Genomic DNA, 23,960 nt, shown 5'->3' on the forward strand with positions numbered 1-23,960 from the left:
CCCAGCAACCTGGCAATGCGCAGGGGTCACAAGGCCTTGGCCAGAAACGCCGCCGTGCGGCTGTCGGTGCATGCCGCCACCACCTGCGGCGTGCCACTGACCACCACCTTGCCCCCGGCATCGCCAGCCCCCGGCCCGATATCGATCACCCAGTCGCTCTGCGCCACCACTCGCATGTCATGTTCGACCACCACCACGCTATGTCCGCTTTCTACCAGGCGGTTCAGCTGTACCAGCAGCCGGTCGATGTCCTGCGGGTGCAAGCCGTTGGTGGGTTCATCCAGCACATACAGGGTTGCCCCGCGGGCCATGCGCTGCAGTTCGGTCGCCAGCTTGATGCGCTGCGCTTCACCACCGGACAGCTCGGTGGCCGGTTGGCCCAGACGCAAGTAGCCCAGGCCGATATCCTGTAGCACTTGCAGGCAACGGCGGGCAGGCGGTTGTTCGGCAAAAACCTGCAGGGCCTGGTCGACGGTCAACTGCAGCACTTGCGCGATGTTCATGCCTTGCCAGCTCACCGCCAGGGTTTCGGGGTTGTAGCGGGCACCCTGGCAGGTCGGGCAGGGCGCGTACACGCTGGGCATGAACAGCAGCTCGACGCTGACGAAACCCTCACCCTCGCAGGTGGCGCACCGGCCCTTGGCAACGTTGAAGGAAAAGCGCCCGGCGTCGAAGCCCTGTGCCTTGGCCTGCTCGGTAGCCGCGAAGAGTTTGCGCACGTGGTCGAACAGGCCAGTGTAGGTGGCCAGGTTGGAGCGCGGCGTGCGGCCGATCGGCTTCTGGTCAACTTGCACCAGCCGCTTGATGCTGCCAAGCCCGGCGCTCACGTGGCCGCTGCTGGTCTGTTCAGGTTCGTCTTCCAGGCTTTGCGCTTCGGGCTCGCTACGTTGCTCGGCATGGCCCAGGTGTGCCCCCACCAGTTCCAGCAGGGCCTGGCTGACCAGGCTGGATTTGCCCGAGCCGGAAATACCGGTAACGGCGGTAAAGCAGCCCAGCGGAAATGCGGCGCTTAGGTTATCGAGGTTATTGCGTGTGATGCCTTCAAGCTTCAGCCAGTCGCGGGCCTGGCGGGGGGCGCGTGTGGCCTGTACCGGGGCATTGAACAGGTAGGTGCGGGTGCATGACTGTTGCACCTCGGCCAGGCCGGCAGGCGGCCCGCTGTAGAGGATGGTGCCACCGTGCTCGCCGGCAGCTGGCCCTACATCCACCAGCCAGTCGGCGCGGCGCATGGTGTCCAGGTCGTGCTCCACCACATACACCGAGTTGCCAGCCTGTTTCAGGCGCTGCAGGGCTTCGAACAGCGCTTCACTGTCGGCCGGGTGCAAGCCGGCCGACGGCTCGTCGAGTACGTAGACCACCCCAAACAGCTGCGAATTCAGCTGGGTGGCCAGGCGCAGGCGTTGCAGTTCACCGGAAGACAAGGTCGGGGTACTGCGCTCCAGGGCCAGGTAACCGAGGCCGAGGTCAAGCAGCGTATCAATACGTTCCAGCAGCTCGTTGGCGATGCGTTGGGCCGCCAGGCGTTTTTCCAGGGTCAGCTCGTCCTGCTGTTGGGTCAGGTAGTCGGCTGCCGCCACCTTGCGGAACACCTCGGCCAGCGCCTGCAACGACAGGTGCGACAGTTCGGCGATGTCCAGCTCGGCGAAGGTCACGCCCAGCGCTTCGCGCTTCAGGCGTTTGCCCTGGCACAGCGGGCAGGGGCTGGGGCGCATGTACTGGGACACACGCTTGCGCATCTGCGCGCTCTGCGAGTGCATGAAAGTATGCAGCACGTAACGCCGTGCACCCATGAACGTGCCTTGATAGCTGGGCTCCAGTTTGCGCTTGAGGGCTTCGCGGGTCTGCGCCGGGGTCAGGCCGGCATACACGGGGGCGGTGGGTGTCTCTTCAGTGAACAGGATCCAGTCGCGCTGTGCCTGGGGCAGGTCGCGCCAAGGGATATCGACGTCATAGCCCAGCGTGACCAGAATGTCGCGCAGGTTTTGCCCTTGCCAGGCCATTGGCCACGCCGCCACCGCACGCTCACGGATGGTCAGCGACGGGTCGGGGACCATGGTCGCTTCGGTCACCTCGTAGACACGGCCCAGGCCATGGCATTGCGGGCAAGCGCCCTGGGGCGTGTTCGGAGAAAAGTCTTCGGCGTACAGCATCGCTTGCCCGGCCGGGTAGTGGCCAGCGCGGGAGTAGAGCATGCGGATCGAGCTGGACAAAGTGGTCACGCTACCCACCGAGGAACGTGCACTCGGCGTGCCGCGTTGCTGCTGCAGGGCCACCGCCGGCGGCAGCCCGTCGATGGCATCTACGTCCGGCACGCCAACCTGGTCGATCAGGCGCCGGGCATAGGGCGCCACCGATTCGAAATAACGCCGCTGGGCTTCGGCATACAGCGTGGAGAACGCCAGTGAAGACTTACCCGAGCCGGACACGCCGGTGAACACCACCAAGGCATCGCGAGGAATATCGACATCGATGTTCTTCAGGTTGTGCTCGCGGGCGCCACGGACGCGGATGTAACCGCTTGGGGTGGTCGGGCTTGGAGGCATGAAGCAGTCCTTGTCTGAAGCTGAGCAGGGCGCTCAAGTTAACAGCAATTGCAGCGCCCTTGTGTGGGCAGCAGTCAAGGAACCTACCCGATGGAGCCAGTGGGGGGCAGGGAGCCGGCTGTTTTCGCCTTGTCTGACTTCGTCTCAAGGCTTTTCATACCAACCCTAGCGGGTGCCCAGCACATCGCGGATGTTGTCCACCACGTTGTTGTCCTTGATCACGTCACTCAACCAGCCTTCCAACGGCATGTTGCCCCACTTGATCGCACGTTCGATCAGGTAGGGTACCGGGCTTTGCGGTTCGCTCTGTTTGAAGTACTGGGCGATGCCCGCAAGCATGGTGAATGCCTCGTCGCGGGTCAGCGGGGTGGTGCGCAGGGCTGCAGGCGCGGTCGTCGGGGGCGTGGCATTCATCGGTTCACCTGCTTCGTGGAGGTTGGCGCCCGTGGCCTGTGGCTGTGCTTCCTCCGGGATGGCGGGGTGTAGCTCTACGCCGCGGTCCTTGAGCAGTTTTTCCGCCAGCTGGCTGGCACGCGAAAGCATGTCGGCAAGGCTGGCAAAGCTGGGCGCCTCGTGGCCGAACAAGCGGTCGGCGCTGGCCTGCAGGCGTTTGCATGCATTCAGGCTGGTAGCGATCTGCTGGGCCTTGGCGCGCAGGTAATCGGTGTCGGTAAGCGCTACCGAGCGCTGGAAGATCTCGGCGTTGATCTTGCCTTCGTTCAGCGCTGTCTGCATCGCCTTGGGGTTTTGCAAGGCGAGGTTTTCTACATGGCGTGATTCGTCATAGCGCAACACGCCGAAATTCTGCCCCTGGATAATGGGCAAGCCACCGGCAATGTCGGTGAGCGTGGTCTTCAGCCAGGACAGTCGCGCCGCGCGCTCGTCCAGGCCGTCTTCGAGCGTTGGGTACAGCGTTTCCCAGAACGCAACCAGGAGCTGTTCGGTCAGCTCAAGGCCAAAGGTGATGCCTTCGAAGTGTTCACGCTGGGCCAGCCCCTCGCAGAGCCAGGCCACCAGCATCAGGTCTTTGCTTTGCTGCGCAAGCCCCTGAGCCGACAGGTTGATCACCTGCTCCCAGTCGGCAGTCTTCAAGTCGGTTTGCCAGTCGCCCTGGGTGAGGTAGTCAGGGTCCGCCCGGCGTGCCTCCTTGATCTGGTCGAACAAGGCAGAGAAGCTCAAGTCTTCGCCACTGCCACCCTCGATAGGGGCGACCAGTGTGGCCAGCGAGAGGTCATTGAGAATTTCAGGCATAGAACACTCTGGACATGGCTAATGAACAGCGCGCCAGAATATCCGGCGCGCTGCAGAACACAGGCCGCCGAAGCGGCCCATGGTTTGGCACGTGCTTAGGCAAACACTTTGTTCGCGGTGCGGTCCCAGCCACCGACGATGTTGCCGCCGGCCTGGCCGTCGGTGCGGTTCTGCTGAGTGTAGGTAGTCTTGATGCGGGCAAAGTTGAAGCTGATTTCTTCAATTGGCAGGTCACTGACCGCCTTGTCTTCACCATTCTGGTTGCCACCGGCGACAAACTTGACCGAAGAGACCACCACTTCTTCCATGTCGATGGTCAGGTAGGTGACCTTGTCGCCACCGGCGCGGTTCACGTTCAGCTTCAGCTTGGCAATGTGCTTGCCGGTGCAGCAGTGTTCGAACAGTTTGGCCGATGCCTTGTCGACTGCCTTGCGGATCTTGAAGTCGCTCAGGGCAACGCGCTCGGAGGACGCACCGCCCGAGGAGCTGGCGGTTGCCGACGTAGCCTGGGTGGCGCCGTACTCGTAGCCCAGCACTTCGATCCAGTCCTTGTGTTTTTCATCCAGTACTTCGCCTGGGATGCCGTCGATTTGGATATACGCGTCAAATGCCATTGTGAAACTCTCCATTAACAACATGTAAAGGGTTGCTCATGCGCCCCTTGGTTTTGACCTCGCCGGGCGCGCCGGCAGAGGTAGCTTGCCGCCGCCCGGGCCTCATCCTGTGAGGCCCCGGCGACCGGTTATTGCGGCGTGGCTCAGTTAAGCCCACGCACTTCGATTTCCACCCGGCGGTTGGGCTCCAGGCACTTGATCAACTGCGTTCGCGGTTGTTGCATGTCGCAGTTGACCAACGGTTTGCGGCTGCCTTCGCCCTGCGCGACCATCAGTTCGGCAGGTACGCCCTTGCCAACCAGATAGGTGCGGATGGTTTGTGCCCGTTGTTTCGAAACCTGCAGATTGCTCTGCCTGTCACCCAGTTGGTCGGCGTGCCCCGAGATGATGATCTTGCCGATATTTGGCGTGTTCAGCAGCTTGCTGGCAATTGCGCTCAGCTGGTTCTGGCCTTCGTTTTTCAGGCTCTGGAAGTCGGCGCGGCCGAAGGCGAACAGGGTGTCGGATTCCAGCGTGATGGTCTCGATCGCGCGCAGTGACTGGGCCCGCAGGCTATCGATGTAGTTGCGCGAACTGGACATCAGGAAGGCGTTGTCGAGAATGCGCGGTACATCTGGTTCACGAATCTGGTCGCTGTAGAACGTGATCTGGCGGCTGGCGTACAGGTAGTCCTGGTTGCCACCGGCCTCGCTGCCAGCGGCGGCCATGCTGTTGCCTGTATGGCGGGCGATGGCCGGGTACCAGTAGTCCGGCAGGTGCGCCTTGAGAAACGCCGGGTCGGCATGCTCGCGCTGGCCCGGAGAAAGCATCACATAAGTGTCCAGGGCCGCCTTTCCGAAATTGGCGATCGACTGGGCGCGGTTGTCATGGGGCAGGGCCTCGGCCTCTACGCTGTCAATGCCGCTCACTGGCTGCAGCTCACGGGTGTTGCGCTGGTAGACCTTGAGCGTGGTCAGCAGGTACAGGGTGCGGGTCAGATTATCGGCCGTGGGCTTTAGCATCACATTCTGCAACGTGGCGAAGTAGCGGTCGCGCAGCAGCGGCTCGACCTCATGGCCCTGGTACAGGCCCAGGCGCATGCCGAGGGGCACGCCCTTTGCGTGGTGTTGCTCATGGTAGTGAGCAGCCCAGAAGCGCAAGCGGTCGAGGCTTCGCCAGGCGGTATACTGGCCGCTGGCCGCCTGGTCGTCGGCCTTGGCCTGGGCCAGTTCGCCGGCAATGCTGGCCAGGGTGGCGCGGTTGTTCAGGTACGACCAGCCCCACAGGCTGCACAGCACCAGTGCCGCGAGGCCGGCTGCGCCAACCCACCCGGCCTTGCGCCGGCGTTCACGGTGGTTGCTGGTGTAAAGCGCCACCAAATGCTGGTCGGGAATGATCACTTTGCGGAACAGGCTGTTGATGAACAGCGGCGCCGGCTGGCTGCCGGCAGTGCCCGTACCTTCTGCGTGTTCGAGCGCGAAGCGTTCGGCCACATGCTGGCCGTGGCAACCCCACTGAGCCTCGTCTGCCTGCAGCGCCGCGGTGAAATAGAAACCGCGCAGCATTTCGGCATTCTGGTAAGGGTTGGCACGCAGCAGGCTGTCGACGAACTGATGCAGGCGCGGCTTGAGCGCGGCCAGCTCCAGCGGGAAGCGGTAGGCAGCGTCGTTCCGCCGGGTGACTTGTATGTCCTGCTGCACCAGCTGCTGGCTCGCCATCTGCCCCCAGTAACGGGTCAGCTCGTCCATCGCAATGCTGAAGCGCTGGCCCCAGTCGGCTTGCTCGTAACCCTTGTGAGAGAAGGTTTTACCCATCACTTCACCACGAGCCGCGTCGTCCAGTTGGCGATAGAACGCGGTGAAACCAGGGATCAGGTCGCACTTGGTGAACACCAGGTAGATTGGCAGGCGCACTTCCAGCAGCGCGCAGCTTTCCTGAATGCGTTCGCGCAGGCGCTTGGCCACGCGCTCCTGGTCTTCGACCGAGCCATGCAGGATATCGGCGATGCTGACGCTGACGATCAAGCCGTTAAGGGGACGGCGCTGGCGGTGCTGGCGCAGCAGTTGCAAAAAGCCGCGCCACTTGCCGGCTTCCTCGGGGCTGTTCATGTAACGCCCGGCAGTGTCCAGCAGTACCGCTTCAGAGCTGAAGAACCAGTCGCAGTTGCGCGTGCCGCCCAGGCCCGCGACCCGCACGCCTTCGCGCTCGGCATAGGGGAAGTTCAGGCCCGACTGCAGGATCATCGTGCTCTTGCCGGCGGCAGGCTGGCCAATGACCAGGTACCAGGGCAGGGCATACAACGCATCCTTGGTCGAGGTACCGCGCGGCTTGTTGCTGTGCAGGCGCTCGATGCTCTGCAGCAGGCGCTCGCGCAACAGGCTGACTTCTTCCCGGTCGGCCGGGGCTGCACTGAGTACGGCCTGGTCGGCGTCGTCGCGCAGCAGGCCTTCAAGGTTGTGGTGCTGACCCACTCCGCGGTACAGCAGCAGTACATAGCCCGCCGACAGCAGCAGAAACACGCCGATCCCGGCCAGCAGGCTGTGCAGCGAGGCGAAGCCGAAGGCGCGGCCGATGGCCCAGACCAGGAAGATCGCCAGGAAGAACGCCACGCCCAGCAGGTAGGGTTGGTAGCGCAGGCAGTAGTACTTGAGCTTGTTCATACAGGCGTCGCATCCAGTGCATCGACGAACTGGTCGATGACATGTTCAAGGGGGCGGTCGTAATCGTGCAGCCGTGGCACCGTTGTCAGCGGGCTGAGCAACTCCAGGTGCTGGCGCGGGTCGGCACAGCCACTGAGCAGGCGGTAGGCACAACTGGCGTGGCGCGCCGGGAAGCAATACAGCTGCGGGTGCATGAAGTCGTCGGCCAACAGGCTCACTGCCGGCAGCTCTCGGTGTTCGCTCATGCGGGCCAACCAGGTCAGCCACAGGTCGGCAGTGGGGTTTTTAAGGCCACGTTCGGCCGGCAACGGCAATTCGATGCCGCCTGCAAAGTCGCCCTGCAGCGAGGCACGGCCGAGCTGCAGGTGGGCGAGGGCAGTGGCACTGTCGAAACCAGGCCAGGACCCATGAAGGGCACGGGCCACATCCGCGAAGCTGAAATCATGCAGGAACTTGGCGTGCACCCGGCGGAACAGGTCCAGGTCCTGGCGCTGCAGCGGGCGCAAGGCCTTGATCCGTTCGAACAGGCGGGTGCAGTCGGCGCCTTGCACGGCCTGGTGCAGCATCGGCTTGATCTGCGCGCTGAACAGCTCGCCAAGCGTGAACGGGTTGACCAGCCCAGTATTGTCATCGCCCTTGAGCAACTGGAAGATGAAGAACGGGTAGCGCCGCTGGCTGGCATCGCGTGAGCTGAGCAGGCCACCCAGTAGCCAGTTGCCGTTGCGTGCGCGGTAGGTGAAAAAACACATCGGCAGCGCGTCGAACAACGCCTGCCAGTCATCGCGGTAGCGCATGGCTGCCAGCGATGACTGCAACCAGGCGTCGAACTCGCAGACTTCTTCCGCCGCCCCATGCAGGCTGACGAAATCTGCGCTCGACGGCAGCTTGCCGAAGCAACCGATCATTGCGCGCCCCTGCTGTTGAGGGCGCTCAGGGCCTTGACGTCACCCAGATCGGTCAGCTTGACCCCACCGAAATTGCGCACGACAAGGCTTACGCGGCCGCTGGCGGTGTTCCAGCTGAAGCGTTGCTGAATGCCGTCAAGGTCGTCGACCCGAGCGCTCTCGTTCATGCGCAGCAGGCCCCACCGCCCAGGGAAGTCGAACACGGTGACCCGTGTGCCGCTCAGGGTGACGACGTCCAGGCGCGCGCCCGGAGCGTTGCTGTTGCCCGGCCAGGCGAAGCGGTTCCAGCTGCTGCGGCCGTTGCGGTAGTGCTGCTCCTGGCCATCGAGGGTGAAGACGATGTCGGTGAAGTTGGCTGAAGGCTCCAGCATGATTTCGAAGCCGTTGTCACGGTCCGACAGGCTGGCGATTACCTGGCCCACGGAGCTGGCCTTGTCGATGCTGTTGAGCATGCCAGGGTTGACCAGCGCCGGCCCCTTGCCATCGCCCACACCCAGACCTTCGCCACCGGCCAGGTTGCCGATTTCGTTGCGCTTGAAGGCCGGCAGCAGCCCGCTGTCGGGATCCACGAAGCGTTGCAGGTCTTTCACCGAAGCCTCGTTGCGGCTGCTGCCGGCAATCGGGTAACGGTGTGCCATCACCTGCTCCCAGGGCTTGGCGATCTGCTGCGCCCAGGCCTTGGCGATCTGCTGGCCGGCCGGATCGCGCAGGGTCGCCCAGGCATACTGGATGGGCAGGCTGAACAGCCCCTGCAGCGAGCGCGACAGGCCATCCTGGCTGGTGTCGACGCTGCTTTCCACGTAGTTGCGCACGGTAGTGATTTCGCTCGGCTGGCCTTCCAGGGTCTCGCTGATCAACTGTTTGCTGCTCTTGCCCACATCCTGCGAGCGCTGGATGTTGTTCATGCGTACCTTGAGCTTGCGCAAGGCGGCCAGGTAGCGGTCCATGATGGTGCTGTCGGCGCCTTCGGCGTTGTTTTCGGCGAACACCCGCGCCACCGGCTCGAAGCGCTTGGCCAGGCTACCGTCGTCCACCGCCGGCAGGACCGGGGCGACGTTGGCGGGCAGGGTGTCGTTGGCGTCGAACAGACCGGTGACCTTGCTCCAGAAACCATCATCGCGGGTGTTGCCGGGGGCCGGGATGGCTTGCTTGACCGGCAGGTCCCACCGGGTATTGTCGTTGACCGCCTGCAACAGGTTCTTCACGGGTGAGTTCTGCACGTCGCTCAGCAGCCCCAATTGCCGGGTCGCCGAGGCTAGGTCGGCGAAGTGGCGCACGCCAACGCTGCTGACCATCTTGTACCAGGCCTGGGTGTAGTCGCGCTTGTAGCGGGTCATGAACTCGCGCACGAAGTTGGCCTTCTGCACGATGGCATCGCCACCTTCGCCGTCCAGCACCCAGTCCGATTCGTTGCGCAGGTTGCCCGACACCAGCTTGATCAGCTCGGGCTTGACGAAGGTGTCCCAGCCCTGGCGGGTGTAGATCGCCGGCACGCCAGCGGTTCCATACAGCAGCGCGCGGCCCGGTTGCGGGACCAGGTCGTTGAGGTTCAGTGCCGGGAACTGTCGGCTCGACTCGAGCTGCAGGCGCAGGTACTCGCGATCGACCAGCGAGCTGGAAATCATGAACGACTTGAGGTTCTGCCGGGTTTCGTTGATCAGCTGTTCGTTGCGCGGCAACGACGGCGCCTGGCCCTGTTCCAGCAACTGCACGTACAGCGGGGCATTTTCCGCGATCACGCCTTCGTCGGCCGCGGTGCCTTCGGCGGCGGCGCTGGCCCAGGCCTGGGGCAGGCTGGCAGCGACGAAGGCCGGGTCTGGATGGCCCTGGGGCTCGGTCAGCAACAGGTATAGCTTGAGGGTGTTGTAGGCCTCGATGATCGACGCCACCTGCTGCTCGTCGAGGCGTCCGAGCATTTCTTCGGACAGTGACAGCCCACCGGTGGCGGCGGACAGCTCGGCGCCATCGCTGGCAGTGGCGAGGTTGACCTTGGCGGCATAGGCGCCAGCACGGGTGTTGCCCAGCGCGGCCTTTGCCCTGGCTGCAACGGCAGGGGCCAGCGGCTTGCCAGTGCGTTTCTTCGGCAGCGGGGCCGGGGTGAATTCCAGCTCCTGGTTGATACCGTTGGCGAAGGTGTTGAACGCCCGCATCTGCACTTGCAGGTTGCGTGCGATCGGTTCCAGCGCCTGGCTGCGCAACTGCGCCAGGTAGGCGCTGCGGGTCACCTGGTGAATCGCCTCACCCTGGTACAGGCCACCACCCAGCTGCAAGGGCACTCCCTGCAGGCGATGGGCTTCGACGTTGGCCATCTGTTCACGCAGCACTTCCAGGCCCTTGCCTGCGGCCAGCTGCTGCTCGCGGTCTGCTGCCTGCTCGATGTGCGCCAGCTGCCCGCGCAGGCTGTCCAGCCACTGACGGTTATTGGCGAACGACAGCGCTTGCCAACCGATGAACAGCAACCCGGTGGCGGCGGCCAGGCCCAGTAGCAGTGGGCTGAACGCAGCCTGGCGGCCTAGGCGCGACTGGTAAAGGATCAGATCGCGGTCGGGGAAGATCACCTGGCGGAAAGTGTCGGTGATGAAGTAGCTGCGGTTGCCCAGGGCCTTGCCGACGTGCCCGGCCTGCTCATCGTAGGCGGCCTGCAGGGCGAATTCGTCGGCGATGACGTCTTCATAGACCTGCCCCAGTTGCTGCCCGTTCTGCAATGCACTGGTGAAGTACAGGCCACGCAGCAGCAGCGGGGCACCGCCGCGATGGCCGCGGGTGAAGTGTTCGAGGAATTGCTCGAGCACACCGCTGAGGGCCGCGAAGTACTGTGGGAAATTCAGCAGGGTGCTGTCGGCTTCGGCACCGAGGGCGATCATCTGCGCGTCGACGTGCTGGCGAATATGAGCTTGCAGCTTCTTCAGGCGCGTCTGCAGCACCGCGTGCAGGCCGTTGGTGCGGATTTCCGAAAGGCCAAAGGTCATGCCCAGCGGCTGCTGGCGATCGTGCAGGTCGAGGCCGTCGAAAGCCTGGCTGAAGCCCGGCAACTGGTCGGTCTTGCTCAGCATCAGGTAAACCGGCGGGTTGGCATCGAGACATTCGGCGTATTCTTCCACCCGGGCCACCAGCTGGGCCGCGAGGGCATTGCGCTCATCGCTGTTAGCCGCCAGCAGCTCGGGCAGGCTGACCACCAGGACCAGGCCATTGATCGCCGCTTTGCCGCGTTGCTTACGCAGCATGCGCAGAAAGGCTGAGAACTCGCTGGCCGACTGGTCGTCGCGCAGGTAGCGCCCGGCGGTGTCGATCATCACGGCGTCGGGGCTGAAGTACCAGTCGCAGTGCTGGGTACCGCTTTCACTGTCGTTGGCCGTAGCGATACTGGCCGACAGACCGGAATGGGTCAGCAGCGAGGTCTTGCCGGCCGCCGACATGCCGACCACCAGGTACCAGGGCAGGTCGGACAGCGCCGCCTTGCCGCCGCCACCCGCGGAGCGGTCGGTGCGCAGCATGGCGATGGCGTGCTTCAGGCGCTCACGCAGCACCTGCTGGTCACGGAACTCGCCAGTGGCATTCCACGAGCGGTCGACCTCGATCTGCAGCAGGTTCTCCAGGTTGTGTTCGGCGCGAATGCGCTGGTATTGGCGCAGCACGATTACCAGCAGGAAGCAGGCACTGATGATTGCCAGCGCTTCAGGCACGTGATGACGCAGCCAAGGCACCAGCGGCGCGGCCAGCCAGCAAATCAACAGGCTAGCCAGCCACAGCAGTGGCAGCAGCACCCAGAAACTTTTCAACAGACGCAGTAATGTTTTCATGTCTTCCTGACTCGGCTACCTGGTATGTGCTCAGGCACTGAACAGCTGGCGGATTTGTTCGGACAGGGCGGCGACGTCCTTGTCCAGCAACCAGTCCAGCGTCAGGTACACGGCGACGCAGACCAACGCGATCAGCGCCAGATACACCCACAGCGGTACTTCATGGCGCAGCATCTGCGACACCGGGTCGGGCAGTGCCCAGTCCGGTGACAGGGCTTTGGGCGCCTTGCGGTAGCGGGCAATATCCTGGCCCAGGGTATTGGCCAGGTAACGCAGCTGGTCTTTCTGGCCGAGGCTGAACTTGCCCTCGAAGCCCAGTGCCAGGCACAGGTGGTAAACCTCGAGTACGTCGATGTTCTGCTTGACGTCGGCGCGCAGCGCCTCGACCTTCTCGAAGAAGCCTTCGCCGGCCAGGTGCACGCCGAAATAGCGGAACTGCAACGGCTGCAGCTCGAAGTGCCGACGCAGCGCGTTGTCGTCCGAGCGCAGTACGCTTTCGTCGAGGAAGGCGCACAACGCGTATTGGCTGTCCTTGACCTGCTCGACGCTGTAGTTGGCGGCACGGGCATCACGTTCCAGGTTGGCGAAGAAGCGTTCGACGCTACCTTCGAAGGCCTGCACCGAGGTGACCTGGCGGCCGCGACGTACGATCAACGCCATGCTGATGAAGTCCTGGACCAGGTCCTTGAGCGTCGGTTTGTCGCTGGCAGCCGGGACGGCGCCCTGTTGCAGTACGGCTTCGGTCATTTGAGCACCGCCATCAGTTCAAGCTTGAGGTTGGTAAAGGCGCTGGGCGCATAGAAGCAGATGGCCTGGGCGCTGATCATTCGCTCATACACAGTGCCGTGTGGCTCGATGGCGAAGTACTGGTTGTCCAGGCGCACCGGAATCGCGTTTGGCAGCCGCGCGGCATGATTGAGGGTGACACCCGGCATGGCGCTGTTGACCACCACTTCAATGTCTTCCGGCGAACCGACCTTGAACGCGCGGGGCACCAGCTCCAGCAGGCTGGCGCCGGGCATGTCGGCGTGCACGGCGATATAGAAGTCGGCTTCGGCCAGCCGCGGGTCGTGCAGTTGGCCTTGCCAGTGCGATGGCTTGGTCTGGGTCAGGTTGATGACAATGCACTGGTTGGGCACGACGTTGTCGAGCATCACCCGGATCATTTCGTCGAGCTTGACCAGCGACGCGGCCGGGTCGTGGTGGTCGTACTCGGGGATGTCGCAGAGCTGGGTGTCCAGGGTGAAGGTCAGCAGGCCGCCGGCCAGGTCGGCCAGGAACAGGTACAGGCGCTCCGGGTGCAGGCGCGGGTGGGCCAGTAGATGAGCCAGCTGCGGGTGGGCACGGTTGACCGTGTTCAGCAGCCAGAACAGGGTGACATCGCTGGAGCCGAACTCGGCGATCTGGTCGGCGCGCTCGCGGCGCCGGCCGGAAAGCGCCTTGCTCTTGGCCTGCAGGGCGCCGAGCAGGCGCTTGCCGATGCCGGCAATGGTCTCGTGGCTGCCCAGGTGCAAGGTGGGGTGGACGAAATGCGGGTCAAGGTTGAAACCGCCCATGCTGTTGCGTGTCAGCTTGGCCAGGGGGCAGTGGCTGTAACCGTCGAGGCTGTCACCGTCGACCAGCAGTACGACGTTCAGGCGCAAGCTGGTGATTTCGTTCTCCAGCTCGCCTTCATTAAGGTCGGGCAGGGTGTCGAACTGCTTGCGAAAGCGCCGAGCAGCCTTGTGTTCGTGGCCATCCTCGACGTAGTTGCGGCCGAATGGCTCGGGCAGCTTGAGCGCAGCATACACCTTCAGGTCGTTGGCCTTGAGCAGATCCTTGAGGTCGCGCGCGGCCGGCAGCGGATCGTGCTGCGGCGCGTCGTAGAGGCTGCCATCGGGGAACACCAGCTTCAGGCGCTTGAGCTGCAGTGAACCAGTGGCCAGGGCGTCCTCGTCCACCTGCAGCGCCTGAACTCCCCAATGGAAAGGAGTGCTGCGCAGGGTCGCCTCAGCCAACTGGTGCTGATGGAATTCGTCCTGATACTGGAAGTGTTGGGGCAGCAGGAACATGCCTTCCGACCACATCACCCGGCTCTGCTTGCTCATTTGACGCTATCCACTAAAGAATTGAAGGTTGAATCCATGGCGTTGCTGGCCGACTGGCTGGCGGCGTCGGTGGCTTTGTCGACGACCGCGTCCTGCACCTTGTCGCTAAGGGTCGCCTCGGCATCCTTGGCCTTCTGCGCAGCGGCAAGCTGGTCGGCGGTCGGCGGTTTGTTCAGTACGTCCACGCCCCGCATGGCGCTGATTTCGGTGTTGTCCACCAGCACCCGCAGGCCGTCGGAGGAGAACCAGATACCGTCCTTGCGCAGCGAATTGGCGTCGAAGGCGACTTTCCAGCGCGCGTCCTGCTCATCGCGGAAGAACGCCGCCACGCCGACGTAGCGCGCGCTCTTGGCCAGCGGCCACTGGTCGATCTGGCCGATGCCAGGCAACAGGGTAATCTCGCGGGTCTCCACCAGGGTGCTGCCCAAGGCTTTCTGCGGGGCGTCCCACAGGGTCTCGGCATCGGTAGCCGCGAAGCGCTCGAGGTCGGTCAGCTGGTACACGCGCATCACCACCGACAGCGGGTTGCCCTCGGCGTCGGGGTTGAGCTGGTTGCCGCCGTCGGAGGTCAGGATGACCTTTTCGCTGTCGGCCAGCATGTCGGCCGCCCAGCTGTCTTCCATGCGTTTGCCGATACGGTCGGTGACCCCGCAGCCGGCCAGCGCTACCAGCAAGGCGGCTGCGGTCAGGCGTTTGAGGACGATGTGCTTGTGTTGCATCACGGCAAAACCTCCGGGTACTGGTCAGGCCAGGCGATAGGCAAAATCGCCATCGCTGCCCAGCTCGATCGCAAGGTGCTGGATCGGCGCGTCCTGGGCCATGCGCTCGAGCACGCGCTGGGCGAGTTCGGGCATCAGGGTCTGGGACAGGATGTTGTCGATGTTGCGTGCGCCGCTGTCGACCTCGGTGCAGCGGGCGGCGATGGCCTTGACCAGTGCCTGGTCATAGCTGAGCTCGGCCTGGTGGTTGCGGGCGAAGCGCTTGGCGATGCGTTCGAGCTTGAGGGCGACGATGCGCTCGAGGATCTGGTCCTGCACCGGGTAGAACGGCACGATGTTCAGGCGACCGAGGAAGGCTGGCTTGAACACATGGTTGAGCTGGTCGCGCAGGTCTTCCACGATCGCCTCGGGCGTCGGCAGCTCGGTGGCGTTCAGGCAGGTCTGCATGATGCGCTCGGTGCCGGTGTTGGAGGTGAGAATGATCACCGTGTTGCGGAAATTGATCTCGCGGCCTTCGCCATCGTCCAGCACGCCCTTGTCGAACACCTGGAAGAACAGTTCCAGCACGTCGGGATGGGCTTTTTCCACCTCGTCGAGCAGCACCACACTGTACGGCTTGCGGCGCACCGCTTCGGTCAGCACGCCGCCTTCGCCGTAGCCGACGTAGCCGGGTGGCGAACCCTTGAGGCTCGACACGGTGTGGGCCTCCTGGTACTCGGACATGTTGATGGTGATCAGGTTGCGCTCGCCGCCGTACAAAGTGTCGGCTAGGGCCAGGGCGGTTTCGGTCTTGCCGACACCGCTGGGGCCTAGCAGCAGGAACACGCCAATCGGCTTGTTCGGGTCTTCCATGCGCGCTCGGGAAATCTTGATGCGCTTGCCGATCTCATGCAGGGCGTGGTCCTGGCCCAGCACGCGTTCACCTAGCAGGGCCGGCAGGCGCTGCACGGTATCGATTTCGTCACGCAGCATCTTGCCCAGCGGGATGCCGGTCCAGCCACTGATGACCTGGGCGATGGCGCCGCTGTCGACCAGCGCGTGGACCAGTGGCTGCTCGCCTTGCACGCGCGCCAGCTCGGCACGCAGGGTATTGAGCTGTTGGGCGTCGGCATCGTTGGCGGCGTCCAGTGCCTTGAGCTGTTCGACCAGCTCCAGCTCTTGCTGCCACTGGGCATTGAGCTGCTGTTCCTGCTGCTGCTCGGCCTGCAGGGCAGCCTGCAGCGCTTCCAGGCGGCGGGCATGGTCGTGCCCCTTGCCGGCTTCGTGGCCGAGCACGCCGATTTCCGCCTGCAGGTTGTCGATCTGTCTGCGGCAGTCTTCCAGTGCGCCGGGCAGCGAAGATTGCGCCAGGGCAATGCGTGCACAGGCCGTGTCGAGCACGCTGACGGCCTTGTCGGGCAGCTGGCGGCCGGTGATGTAGCGGTTGGACAGGCGTACCGCCTGCACCAGCGCTTCGTCCATCACCGCCACCTTGTGGTGCTCGCGCATCTTGCCGAGCAGGCCGCGCAGCATGTGAATGGCCTTGTCTTCATCGGGCTCTTCCACTTTGACCACCTGGAAGCGGCGGGCGAGGGCGGCGTCCTTCTCGAAGTACTTCTTGTATTCGGCCCAGGTCGTGGCAGCGATGGTACGCAACTCGCCACGGGCCAGGGCCGGTTTCAGCAGGTTGGCGGCGTCGTTCTGCCCGGCCTGGCCGCCGGAGCCGATCAGGGTGTGGGCTTCGTCGATGAACAGGATGATCGGGTGCAGGCTGCGCTTGACCTCTTCGATCACTGCCTTGAGGCGGTTCTCGAACTCGCCCTTGACCCCGGCGCCGGCCTGTAACAGGCCCAGGTCGAGGGTGTGCAGGGCAACGTCCTTGAGCACCGCCGGCACTTCACCCTGGGCAATGCGCAGCGCCAGGCCTTCGACCACGGCGGTTTTGCCGACCCCGGCTTCGCCCGTGAGGATCGGGTTGTTCTGCCGGCGGCGGGTGAGGATGTCGACCATCTGCCGTACTTCGAACTCACGGCCCAGCACCGGGTCGATGCGGCCTTCGCGGGCGCTTTGGGTAAGGTTGACCGTGTACTGGTCCAGTGCCGGGGTCTTGCCGCTGGCCTTGCCCGACGTGCTCACTGGCGCCGCTGGGCTGGCCAGTGGGCTGGCCTGCCTGGACTCGGCGCTACCCTCCACCAGCGCGGCAAGGTTCAGGCGCAGGTCATCGGCGTTGATTTTTTCCAGCTCTGGCGCCGAGGCGATCACCACGCGACGCAGTTCAGCATCGTCGAGCAGCGCCTGCAGCAGGTGGGCGCTGCGCACCTGGCCTACGCCGTATTCGATCGAGGCCAGCAACCAGGCTTGCTCGATCATGCGGGTAATGTGTGGCGACAGCGCCGGGGTGCGGGTATTACCTTTCTTGAAGGTGCCCAGGGCGGTGACCAACTGCGCCTGCAGGCGTTCGGCGACGACTTCGTAGTGGCGCAGGATCGGCGCCAGGTCGCTGTCGTTGTTATCGAGCAATTGCAGCAGCAGGTGCTCCACTTCCACGTCGTAGTGGTGCTCCGACAGGCACAGGGCCGCCGCGCTTTCGGTGGCCGTGCGGCTGGTTTCGTTGAGCTTGGCGAACAGAGACTTCAGGTTCACAAGGCGACCCCATCGTAAGGAATGTGGAAGACGGCGCAACGCGAAGGCTCCGCGTCGCGACCAGGGCGTTTGAGCCAACCCAGCCAGCCCAGGGCGACATTGCCGCTGCGGCCCAGTTGGGCGCGTGGCACCGCCTCGCGCTTGAGGCGCGGGGCAATTTCGAAATCCAGTTCGGCACCTATATAGAAGCGCACCAGCTCGACCAGCTTGCGGTAGCAGGCGGTGCCCGGCTGGAAGCGCTGGTAGTCGGCCAGGTTCAGCGGGCCCAGCTCGATACGGATGCATGACTGGTAGTCCCAGACCCGGTTGCCGGCGACGGCGCTTTGGCCAAGCTGGGCATTGCGGCGGCCGAGCTGGGTGCATTGTTCGGGCTGCAGGTGCAGCCAGCGCCCGGCGAACGGCTGGACCTTGATCGGCAGCGAGAAATAGAAGCCGAGCATGCGTTCAAGGTTCAACGCATTGCGCGGCTTCTGGCTGAGCAGGCCGGCAAAATAGCTGAACAGCTCACGACGCAATGCTGACGGTTGCTCTTCGAACTTCAGTTTCTGGGCGCGCGGCCCGAGGCCAACCAGGTTGAGCAGGTAGCCATCGAAGCCCGATGTGCCATTGCGCTCGTGCTCGATGTGGAATTTGTATTTTTGCCAGGCCTCGTAGAACAGCGTGGTCATGCGGTGCGAGAAGATGTCGAGAAACGCATGGGCGGCATCGTCGCGATACTGCACGTGGCGCTCGAGCAGCAGCTCGGTGTAAGGGCGCGGCAGCACGCCTGACGGCCCGACCAGGCCCATGAAGGTGACCTGCACTTCCGACAGCGGTAAGCCTGCTGGCGACACCTTGCCTTCGCGCTCGAAGTGCAGGTCGCTGACCTCGCTGGCCGGGAACGCCAGCGACAGCTGGGTACGGAAACGCAGCGGGTCTTCGTGCGGCCGGGTTGCCAGGTCCATGCGCCCGGTGCGGCTGTAGTGCAGGCGGAGCAGGCGCACCAATTGGAAGAATTCGAATCGGTGCGGCTCGGCTCGGGCCTGATCGATCAGACCAGGGGCTGATCGCCGGTGCGTGCTGGCCATTGTACGACTCTCTTTTCTCGTTGTTGGGTGCGCAGGGTCAGTTGGGTGAAGCTGTTCATCGAGCAGTACTGGCCGAAGAAGTGATCCAGCACCTTGCCGAACAGAAACACGCCGCTGCCGATGAACTGGCTTTCATCCAGGGTCAGGGTGATGCCGACGCCGCGCACGAAATTAGGCCGCGGGTGGCCGATGCGCGCGACCACCGGTTCGCTGCTGATCGCCTTGATGCCGTTGATCTGTTTGCGAATGGCGGAGACATTGCGGTAGTTGTACAGCGACAACAGCTCCAGCAGCACTTCGCGGCCTTGGCTGACCAGCGACAGATGGTTCAGCGACAAGTGGGCGATCAACCGCCAGATCAGGCCCTTGCCCAAGGGCACACGCACCGTGGCGGTGGGCTTGCGCAGGCAGCGGATATCCTTGATCACCGAGTTGGCGGGAATGGTGAAATCGCCCCGTTCGCCACCGAACGGCAGCATCAGCGGCACGTCGCGGTTGCTGCAGGTAAGGCCGATACTGAGGGTGTCGCTGCTGGCATCGATCAGCTCCAGATCGCGGTCGACCACGCGGATGCTCATGGCAGTGGCGTCACCCTGATTCCGCCGACGCGCGACCCAGAAGCTGCTGTGTGGGTCTTGCTCGCCCCGGGGTTCGAAAAACGGCTGGCAGGTGGCGACCTGGTCGATACCGCCGAGTTTGCGCACCCGCCGTACCCGGTCGATCGAGACCACTTCTGCCGCGTTGTGCAGCCGTGTATCAGGGGTGACCGGGTATTCGTGCTGGGTGTGGGTCAGCTTGATCGGCTCGGCCTGCTGGCGGAACAGGTTGATGATCGGCGTGCAGTTGAGCTTGAAGTTGTTGCGCCCGATGTTCTGGGTCAGCCGCGCCAGGCGCTCGCTGAGGTCGTAGTCGGAGAAATAGAAGTTGAGCTCTACCTGCTCGATGGCCTTGCCCTGCAGGATGCGGGCAAATCCACTGAGGTCGAAGAACATGAACTTGTCGGGGAAGGTGAAATACTCGTGCAGCAGGCGGTAGCCCAGGAATGAGCGTTCGGAGTAGTCCACCAGGCCTTCGTCGCGGGCGTAGCCCACGGCTTTCAGGGCATCGGCCGGCAGCGCTACCTCGCGGCTGCGGCCCTGGTCATCGAAGCTCAGCGTGGCCTTGGCGAGGTTGTTGAACAGCAGTTCGTACAGCTGCAGCATCAGCGTCGCTTCGCCGTCGAGGAAGAACCGCAGACGGTTCATGTCCATCTGCCCGAACAGGGCATCACCAGTGGCTGCCAGGCGGATGCGCAGACGAGCGACCAGGTCGGCGCTGTGCCCGTTGAAGGCCGAACGTTCCATTTCTGTGAACGAGGCCTGCTGCACGGCAATCGGCCACAGCTCTACCGGGTAGCAGGTGCGGAACTTGCACACCACGCCTTCCACGGGATTGGCATGCATCTCGGTATGGCGCGCCACGCGGTAGGCTTCGGTGACTTTCTCGTGCCTGCCCAGGCTCAGTTCGACAATCGACATCGACGGAGTAGGGCGCAGGTAGTGGGGGTACAGCACCTCGAGGAAGGATTCGACGATTTCCGGAAACTCGTCATCGAGCTTCTTGTGCACCCGCGCAGACAGGAACGAGAACGCCTCGATCAGGCGCTCGGTGTGCGGGTCTTCGCAGTTGTCGCCCTCGATCAGCAACCGCGAAGCGATCTTTGGGTACTGCGCAGCAAACTCCTGGCCGAGAAAGCGCAGGTGCGACAGTTCCTGTTCGTAGTAGGGCAGCAGTTCGTCGAGCATCAGTTGAGGTTCTGCACTTTGTATTCCTGGGTGTTGACCTGCAGCACGGCGTCGAATGACACCTGGCGGCTGATGTCCTGCAGACGCAACACGGCGTCCACGCGGAAGGTCAACATGCGGTGGCCGTTCTGCTGGGCCAACAGCTGGACACGGACCCGGCGAAAGCGCCGGTCTCCGGTGCTGATCGCCCGCTCCAGCTGTTGCTGGATCAGGCGACGATCGTGCGGGTCGAGCACGCTGCGGCTGATGAAGTCCGGCATGCCGTATTCAAGGATGGAACCACCGAGCTGGCTGAAGCCGTCGAGCTCTTCGGCGACCAGGGACTGGCGGGTGTTCACCAGTACTTCGAGGTCGCGGACGATGCTGGCCTTGTACTCGGCCAGCGAGCAGGTGCGCTGCGCTGCGGGCTCGGCCGACTGGTAGGGACGGTCGTCCAGCAGTCGGTCGAGCAGCGAGGGCAGCAGGCGGGCCTGGTTACTCATGTGTCATCCCTGTACACAACGGCCTGTCAGCCGCGCGCGCCCTGTGGCAGCTCGGCAACCAGCCGCAGCGAGGCGGTCAGTTCATCCAGCTGGTAGTGCGGGCGCAGATAGGTGACGGCCTTGTACACGCCTGGCTTGCCGGGCACTTCGAACACCTCGGCGCGGGCTTCGCGCAGCGGGAACTTGGCCTTGGCCTCCTGGCTGGCGGTATCGTCGAGCAGCACGTAGCTGGCCAGCCACTGGTTGAGGAAGCGCTCGACATCCATGCGCGAGGCGAAGCTGCCGATCTTGTCGCGCATGATCGCCTTCATGTAATGGGCGATGCGCGAAGTGGCGAAGATGTATTGCAGCTGGGCCGACAGGCGTGCATTGGCGTTGGCGATGTCGGTGTTGTACTGCTTCTGTTTCTGCGCCGACTGGGTGCCGAAGAACGCGGCATAGTCGGTGCCCTTGCAGTGCACCAGGGGGATGAAGCCCAGGTCCGACAGCTCTTTTTCGCGGCGGTCGGTGATGGCGATTTCGGTCGGGCACTTGAGGGCGATTTCGCCGTCGTCGGTCTTGAAGGTATGGGTTGGCAGGCCTTCGACCAGGCCGCCACCTTCCACGCCGCGGATGGCCACGCACCAGCCGTAGCGGGCGAAGGCATCGGTGACGCGGGTGCCGAGGGCGTAGGCGGCGTTCATCCACAGGTATTTGTTGTGGTCGCGGCCATCGACGCTTTCGACGAAGTTGAACTCTTCCACCGGGGTGGTATCCGGGCCATACGGCAGACGACCGAGCACGTGGGGCAGGGTGAGGCCGACGTAACGCGAGTCTTCCGAGGCGCGGAACGACTTCCACTTGGCATATTCCACAGTGTCGAAGATCTTCGCCAGGTCACGCGGGCCGGACATCTCGGTGAACGAGTCCCAGCCGAACAGCTCGGACGAAGCGGCCGAGATAAACGGCGCGTGCGCCGCCGCCGCGACGTGCGAGATTTCTTCGAGCAGGTACATGTCTTCGGGGTTGCGGTTGAACTCGTAGTCACCGATCAACATGCCGAAAGGCGCGCCACCGAAGGTGCCGTACTCTTCTTCGTAGACCTTCTTGAACAGCGCGCTCTGGTCGAATTCGCTGGCGGCCTTCAGGTCGCGTACCAGGTCTTTCTTCGAGGCATTGAGCAGGTGGATCTTCAGCGTGGTGCTGGTCTCGGTCTGGTCTACCTGGTATTTCAGGCCGCGCCAGGAGGCTTCCAACTGCTGGAACTCGCGGGCGTGCATGATCTCGTTCATCTGCTCGGAGAGCATCGCGTCGATCTCGGCGATGCGCGAATCGAGCACGGCGATCAGGTCCTTGCTCGGGGTCATCTCACCCTCGAGCACCTGGTTCACCAGTTCGCCAATCAGGTCGCGGGTGCGGTTGCGCTCGGTGTCGGAGCGGGCCACGCGGCTTTGCGAAATGATGCTGTCGAGCAGCGAGGGCTGTGGTGCGAAGTTTTCCACTTCGACCAGGTCGCCGGCCTGTTGCGGTGCGGTTTGCTTGTCGGTCATGTTCGGGCTCCTGCTCAGGCGCGATCGTCGCTGGACGGGTCTTTCACTTCGGCTTCACGGCCGAATTCCTTGCCCAAGGTCTTGAGCTTTTCGGTGTTCTGCAGCACGTCCATCAGCAGCTCTTCGAGCTTGTCGTTGCCGCCCATCTTGTTGCGCAGGTCGGCCAGCTTGTTGCGCACTTCCAGCAGCTTGCGCAGCGGCTCGACCTGCTTGACCACGTTCTGTGGCTCGAAGTCTTCGAGGCTGTTGAAGTTCAGCTCCACGCCCAGCTGGGTACCGTTCTTGGCCAGGGTGTTGTCGACGCGGTAGGTCAGGCGTGGCTTGATGCCCTTGAGTACACCGTTGAAGTTGTCGCGGTCGATGTACACGAACTTGCGGTCCTTGAGCTTGGGCAGCGGCTCCAGCGGGTTGCCGGAGAAGTCACCCAGTACGCCGACGACGAAGGGCAGCTCCTTTTTCTCGATGGCATCGCCGATGTCCACGTCGTAGGTGATATGGACCCGAGGCGCGCGAACGCGGTCGAGTTTGTGCTGAGTGCTTTCCTTCTTCGCCATCGTGTTCTCCAGTGCGAGCAATTCGCTGCGAATCATTGCGCGGCCCGGTGCCGGGCGCTGCGCGTTACAGTCCTTCGATCGTCAGCAGCAGGCGCTGACGGATTTCGTCGTTCATTTCCAGAATGTTGTCGCGGCCCACCAGTTCTTCGAAGCTGGTGTTGCCGGCAATCTGCGTGCTGCTGCGGATGACCGAGTCGTCGGGCAGTTCCGAGCGCACCGGCGAGCTGATGACGCAGAACGGCAGGTCGCCAAAGCCCTTGAGGCGTTCGAAGCTGAGGCTGTAGCGCAGGCCCTCGAACAGCCGGCCAAGGCCAGGCGACTTGCTCAAGCAGTAGAACAGCACCAGGTAGTGCACCACGAAGCGGTACAGCTCGGCGCTGCTGCGGTTGGGGTCTTTGATGACGTTGCGAAACCGCGCCAGGTCGAAGGCGTGGAAGCCCACTACCCAGCGGGTCGGGCTGGTGATGCGGATGACCTGGCCGCTGTGTTCCAGGGTTTTGTCGTATTCCAGCGGGAACAGTGCGGGGGTGGTGCTGATCAGGTTGAGCGGTACTTCCAGCTCGGTGACCAACTGGAACGGCGCAGCCGAGCCGATGCGTTCGTAGAGTTCGACCAGGGCCTGGAAGTGACCCTGGGTTTCGCGCCCGCTGCTGCGCTGTGCGCCTTGCAGGTATTCGCCAAACAGGGTTTGCGGACGGATCAGCGGTGCCACGGTGGCAAGGTAATCCGCCGCCTGCGCCTTCAGCGCATCGGAGATCACCCGCGTCTGGCTACGCAGCTTGATCAGTGCTTCGACATCGAATGTCTGTGTCATTGGTGCATCGTCCATGTGCCTGCATGATCGTCCTGAAACGCCGGTGGCGTGGACCTGAAAAATCGCCTTTCGGCTGCAGCGAATTTGAGTGCTGGCATATGAATATTGTGTTGCCAGCAATGCCGAGTAGGGCACCTCGCTGTGGAAGAAGTTCCGGCGAGGGGGGCGATTTTTTCCCCGTTTTGAGACGCGGCGCAATAATGGCGCGATGATATTGACAGCGTGTCTTGGGCGCAGGAGATGGGGGATTAAGCCCTAAAGACTGGGTACGAAAGGGGCTGGAAAGCGATGAAAATCGTTGGCAAAAGTTTTTTTCAAAAAGTGAATCAGTTCTCATTTTGTGCGCCGGCCGCCTGTGCGTTGCGGGATGGGGGCGCGTGTCAGGATGATGGCAATGCGACGAGTTTCGTCGCGCCCGGCGGGGTAACTGTATTGTTCAAAACCTAATAGCTAGCGCGATGCTCGTAGGAGCGGGTTTACCCGCGAATAGGCCGGACCTGCCGGCCAATATCCTTGATCATTCACCGTCGCAGCCGCCACCGCATTCGCG

At 63.5% G+C, this 23,960-nt stretch carries 16 protein-coding genes; all 16 read right to left on the reverse strand.

The window, feature by feature from the left end; genetic code table 11:
- Window positions 1-26 precede the first annotated feature (26 nt).
- The 16 genes from ACF8RA_RS11960 to ACF8RA_RS12035 all read right to left on the reverse strand — a co-directional run bounded on the left by ACF8RA_RS11960 (window position 27) and on the right by ACF8RA_RS12035 (window position 23,410).
- On the reverse strand, window positions 27-2,543 hold the full coding sequence (locus ACF8RA_RS11960; protein WP_392519183.1) for an excinuclease ABC subunit A: 2,517 nt from the start codon (window positions 2,541-2,543) through the stop codon (window positions 27-29).
- Window positions 2,544-2,708: 165 nt separating this feature from the next.
- A complete protein-coding gene (gene tssA, locus ACF8RA_RS11965; RefSeq protein ID WP_021785677.1) occupies window positions 2,709-3,794 on the reverse strand; it encodes a type VI secretion system protein TssA in 1,086 nt (361 codons plus the stop codon).
- 95 nt (window positions 3,795-3,889) lie between these two features.
- Window positions 3,890-4,408, reverse strand: coding sequence for a type VI secretion system tube protein Hcp (locus tag ACF8RA_RS11970; RefSeq protein WP_176684547.1), 519 nt, complete (start codon window positions 4,406-4,408; stop codon window positions 3,890-3,892).
- 143 nt (window positions 4,409-4,551) lie between these two features.
- Window positions 4,552-7,047: a type VI secretion system membrane subunit TssM gene (gene tssM / locus ACF8RA_RS11975; protein ID WP_392519185.1), complete on the reverse strand. Its 2,496-nt coding sequence runs from the start codon at window positions 7,045-7,047 to the stop codon at window positions 4,552-4,554.
- Window positions 7,044-7,952: a type VI secretion system-associated protein TagF gene (gene tagF, locus ACF8RA_RS11980; RefSeq protein WP_176684545.1), complete on the reverse strand. Its 909-nt coding sequence runs from the start codon at window positions 7,950-7,952 to the stop codon at window positions 7,044-7,046. The genes tssM and tagF overlap by 4 nt, the downstream gene beginning before the upstream one ends.
- Window positions 7,949-11,752, reverse strand: coding sequence for a type VI secretion protein IcmF/TssM N-terminal domain-containing protein (locus ACF8RA_RS11985; RefSeq protein WP_392519186.1), 3,804 nt, complete (start codon window positions 11,750-11,752; stop codon window positions 7,949-7,951). The genes tagF and ACF8RA_RS11985 overlap by 4 nt, the downstream gene beginning before the upstream one ends.
- A 30-nt stretch (window positions 11,753-11,782) precedes the next feature.
- Complete coding sequence (gene icmH / locus ACF8RA_RS11990; RefSeq protein ID WP_176684543.1) at window positions 11,783-12,499, reverse strand: type IVB secretion system protein IcmH/DotU; 717 nt, start codon at window positions 12,497-12,499, stop codon at window positions 11,783-11,785.
- The gene (gene tssK / locus ACF8RA_RS11995; protein WP_392461103.1) at window positions 12,496-13,839 is read right to left on the reverse strand and encodes a type VI secretion system baseplate subunit TssK; all 1,344 of its coding nucleotides are present in this window, start codon (window positions 13,837-13,839) and stop codon (window positions 12,496-12,498) included. The genes icmH and tssK overlap by 4 nt, the downstream gene beginning before the upstream one ends.
- Window positions 13,836-14,558: a type VI secretion system lipoprotein TssJ gene (gene tssJ / locus ACF8RA_RS12000; protein ID WP_176684541.1), complete on the reverse strand. Its 723-nt coding sequence runs from the start codon at window positions 14,556-14,558 to the stop codon at window positions 13,836-13,838. Before tssJ ends, tssK begins: the two co-directional genes overlap by 4 nt.
- A gap of 24 nt (window positions 14,559-14,582) precedes the next feature.
- A complete protein-coding gene (tssH, locus tag ACF8RA_RS12005) occupies window positions 14,583-17,180 on the reverse strand; it encodes a type VI secretion system ATPase TssH (protein ID WP_392519188.1) in 2,598 nt (865 codons plus the stop codon).
- Window positions 17,177-18,247 (reverse strand): type VI secretion system baseplate subunit TssG, encoded by a 1,071-nt coding sequence (gene tssG, locus ACF8RA_RS12010; RefSeq protein ID WP_339443096.1) that lies wholly within the window; start codon window positions 18,245-18,247, stop codon window positions 17,177-17,179. Before tssG ends, tssH begins: the two co-directional genes overlap by 4 nt.
- A complete protein-coding gene (gene tssF, locus ACF8RA_RS12015; RefSeq protein WP_339443095.1) occupies window positions 18,211-20,031 on the reverse strand; it encodes a type VI secretion system baseplate subunit TssF in 1,821 nt (606 codons plus the stop codon). The genes tssG and tssF overlap by 37 nt, the downstream gene beginning before the upstream one ends.
- The gene (gene tssE / locus ACF8RA_RS12020; protein ID WP_003248355.1) at window positions 20,031-20,513 is read right to left on the reverse strand and encodes a type VI secretion system baseplate subunit TssE; all 483 of its coding nucleotides are present in this window, start codon (window positions 20,511-20,513) and stop codon (window positions 20,031-20,033) included. Before tssE ends, tssF begins: the two co-directional genes overlap by 1 nt.
- Before the next feature lie 26 nt (window positions 20,514-20,539).
- Window positions 20,540-22,042 (reverse strand): type VI secretion system contractile sheath large subunit, encoded by a 1,503-nt coding sequence (gene tssC / locus ACF8RA_RS12025; RefSeq protein WP_003248356.1) that lies wholly within the window; start codon window positions 22,040-22,042, stop codon window positions 20,540-20,542.
- 14 nt (window positions 22,043-22,056) lie between these two features.
- The gene (tssB, locus tag ACF8RA_RS12030) at window positions 22,057-22,596 is read right to left on the reverse strand and encodes a type VI secretion system contractile sheath small subunit (RefSeq protein WP_003248358.1); all 540 of its coding nucleotides are present in this window, start codon (window positions 22,594-22,596) and stop codon (window positions 22,057-22,059) included.
- A gap of 64 nt (window positions 22,597-22,660) precedes the next feature.
- Window positions 22,661-23,410, reverse strand: coding sequence for a hypothetical protein (locus ACF8RA_RS12035; protein ID WP_339443094.1), 750 nt, complete (start codon window positions 23,408-23,410; stop codon window positions 22,661-22,663).
- Window positions 23,411-23,960: the final 550 nt, after the last annotated feature.

This window comes from Pseudomonas sp. FYR_5 (assembly GCF_043106315.1).
Lineage (GTDB): Bacteria > Pseudomonadota > Gammaproteobacteria > Pseudomonadales > Pseudomonadaceae > Aquipseudomonas > Aquipseudomonas putida_Y.

Bases quoted from the DNA above. Each gene is read 5' to 3' on its own strand.
- ACF8RA_RS12035 (WP_339443094.1), bottom strand. From the start codon at position 23,410: ATGACACAGACATTCGATGTCGAAGCACTGATCAAGCTGCGTAGCCAG.
- tssC (WP_003248356.1), bottom strand. From the start codon at position 22,042: ATGACCGACAAGCAAACCGCACCGCAACAGGCCGGCGACCTGGTCGAA.
- tssM (WP_392519185.1), bottom strand. From the start codon at position 7,047: ATGAACAAGCTCAAGTACTACTGCCTGCGCTACCAACCCTACCTGCTG.
- tssE (WP_003248355.1), bottom strand. From the start codon at position 20,513: ATGAGTAACCAGGCCCGCCTGCTGCCCTCGCTGCTCGACCGACTGCTG.
- tssF (WP_339443095.1), bottom strand. From the start codon at position 20,031: ATGCTCGACGAACTGCTGCCCTACTACGAACAGGAACTGTCGCACCTG.
- tssJ (WP_176684541.1), bottom strand. From the start codon at position 14,558: ATGCAACACAAGCACATCGTCCTCAAACGCCTGACCGCAGCCGCCTTG.
- tssA (WP_021785677.1), bottom strand. From the start codon at position 3,794: ATGCCTGAAATTCTCAATGACCTCTCGCTGGCCACACTGGTCGCCCCT.
- tssB (WP_003248358.1), bottom strand. From the start codon at position 22,596: ATGGCGAAGAAGGAAAGCACTCAGCACAAACTCGACCGCGTTCGCGCG.
- ACF8RA_RS11985 (WP_392519186.1), bottom strand. From the start codon at position 11,752: ATGAAAACATTACTGCGTCTGTTGAAAAGTTTCTGGGTGCTGCTGCCA.
- ACF8RA_RS11960 (WP_392519183.1), bottom strand. From the start codon at position 2,543: ATGCCTCCAAGCCCGACCACCCCAAGCGGTTACATCCGCGTCCGTGGC.
- tssK (WP_392461103.1), bottom strand. From the start codon at position 13,839: ATGAGCAAGCAGAGCCGGGTGATGTGGTCGGAAGGCATGTTCCTGCTG.
- tagF (WP_176684545.1), bottom strand. From the start codon at position 7,952: ATGATCGGTTGCTTCGGCAAGCTGCCGTCGAGCGCAGATTTCGTCAGC.
- icmH (WP_176684543.1), bottom strand. From the start codon at position 12,499: ATGACCGAAGCCGTACTGCAACAGGGCGCCGTCCCGGCTGCCAGCGAC.
- ACF8RA_RS11970 (WP_176684547.1), bottom strand. From the start codon at position 4,408: ATGGCATTTGACGCGTATATCCAAATCGACGGCATCCCAGGCGAAGTA.
- tssG (WP_339443096.1), bottom strand. From the start codon at position 18,247: ATGGCCAGCACGCACCGGCGATCAGCCCCTGGTCTGATCGATCAGGCC.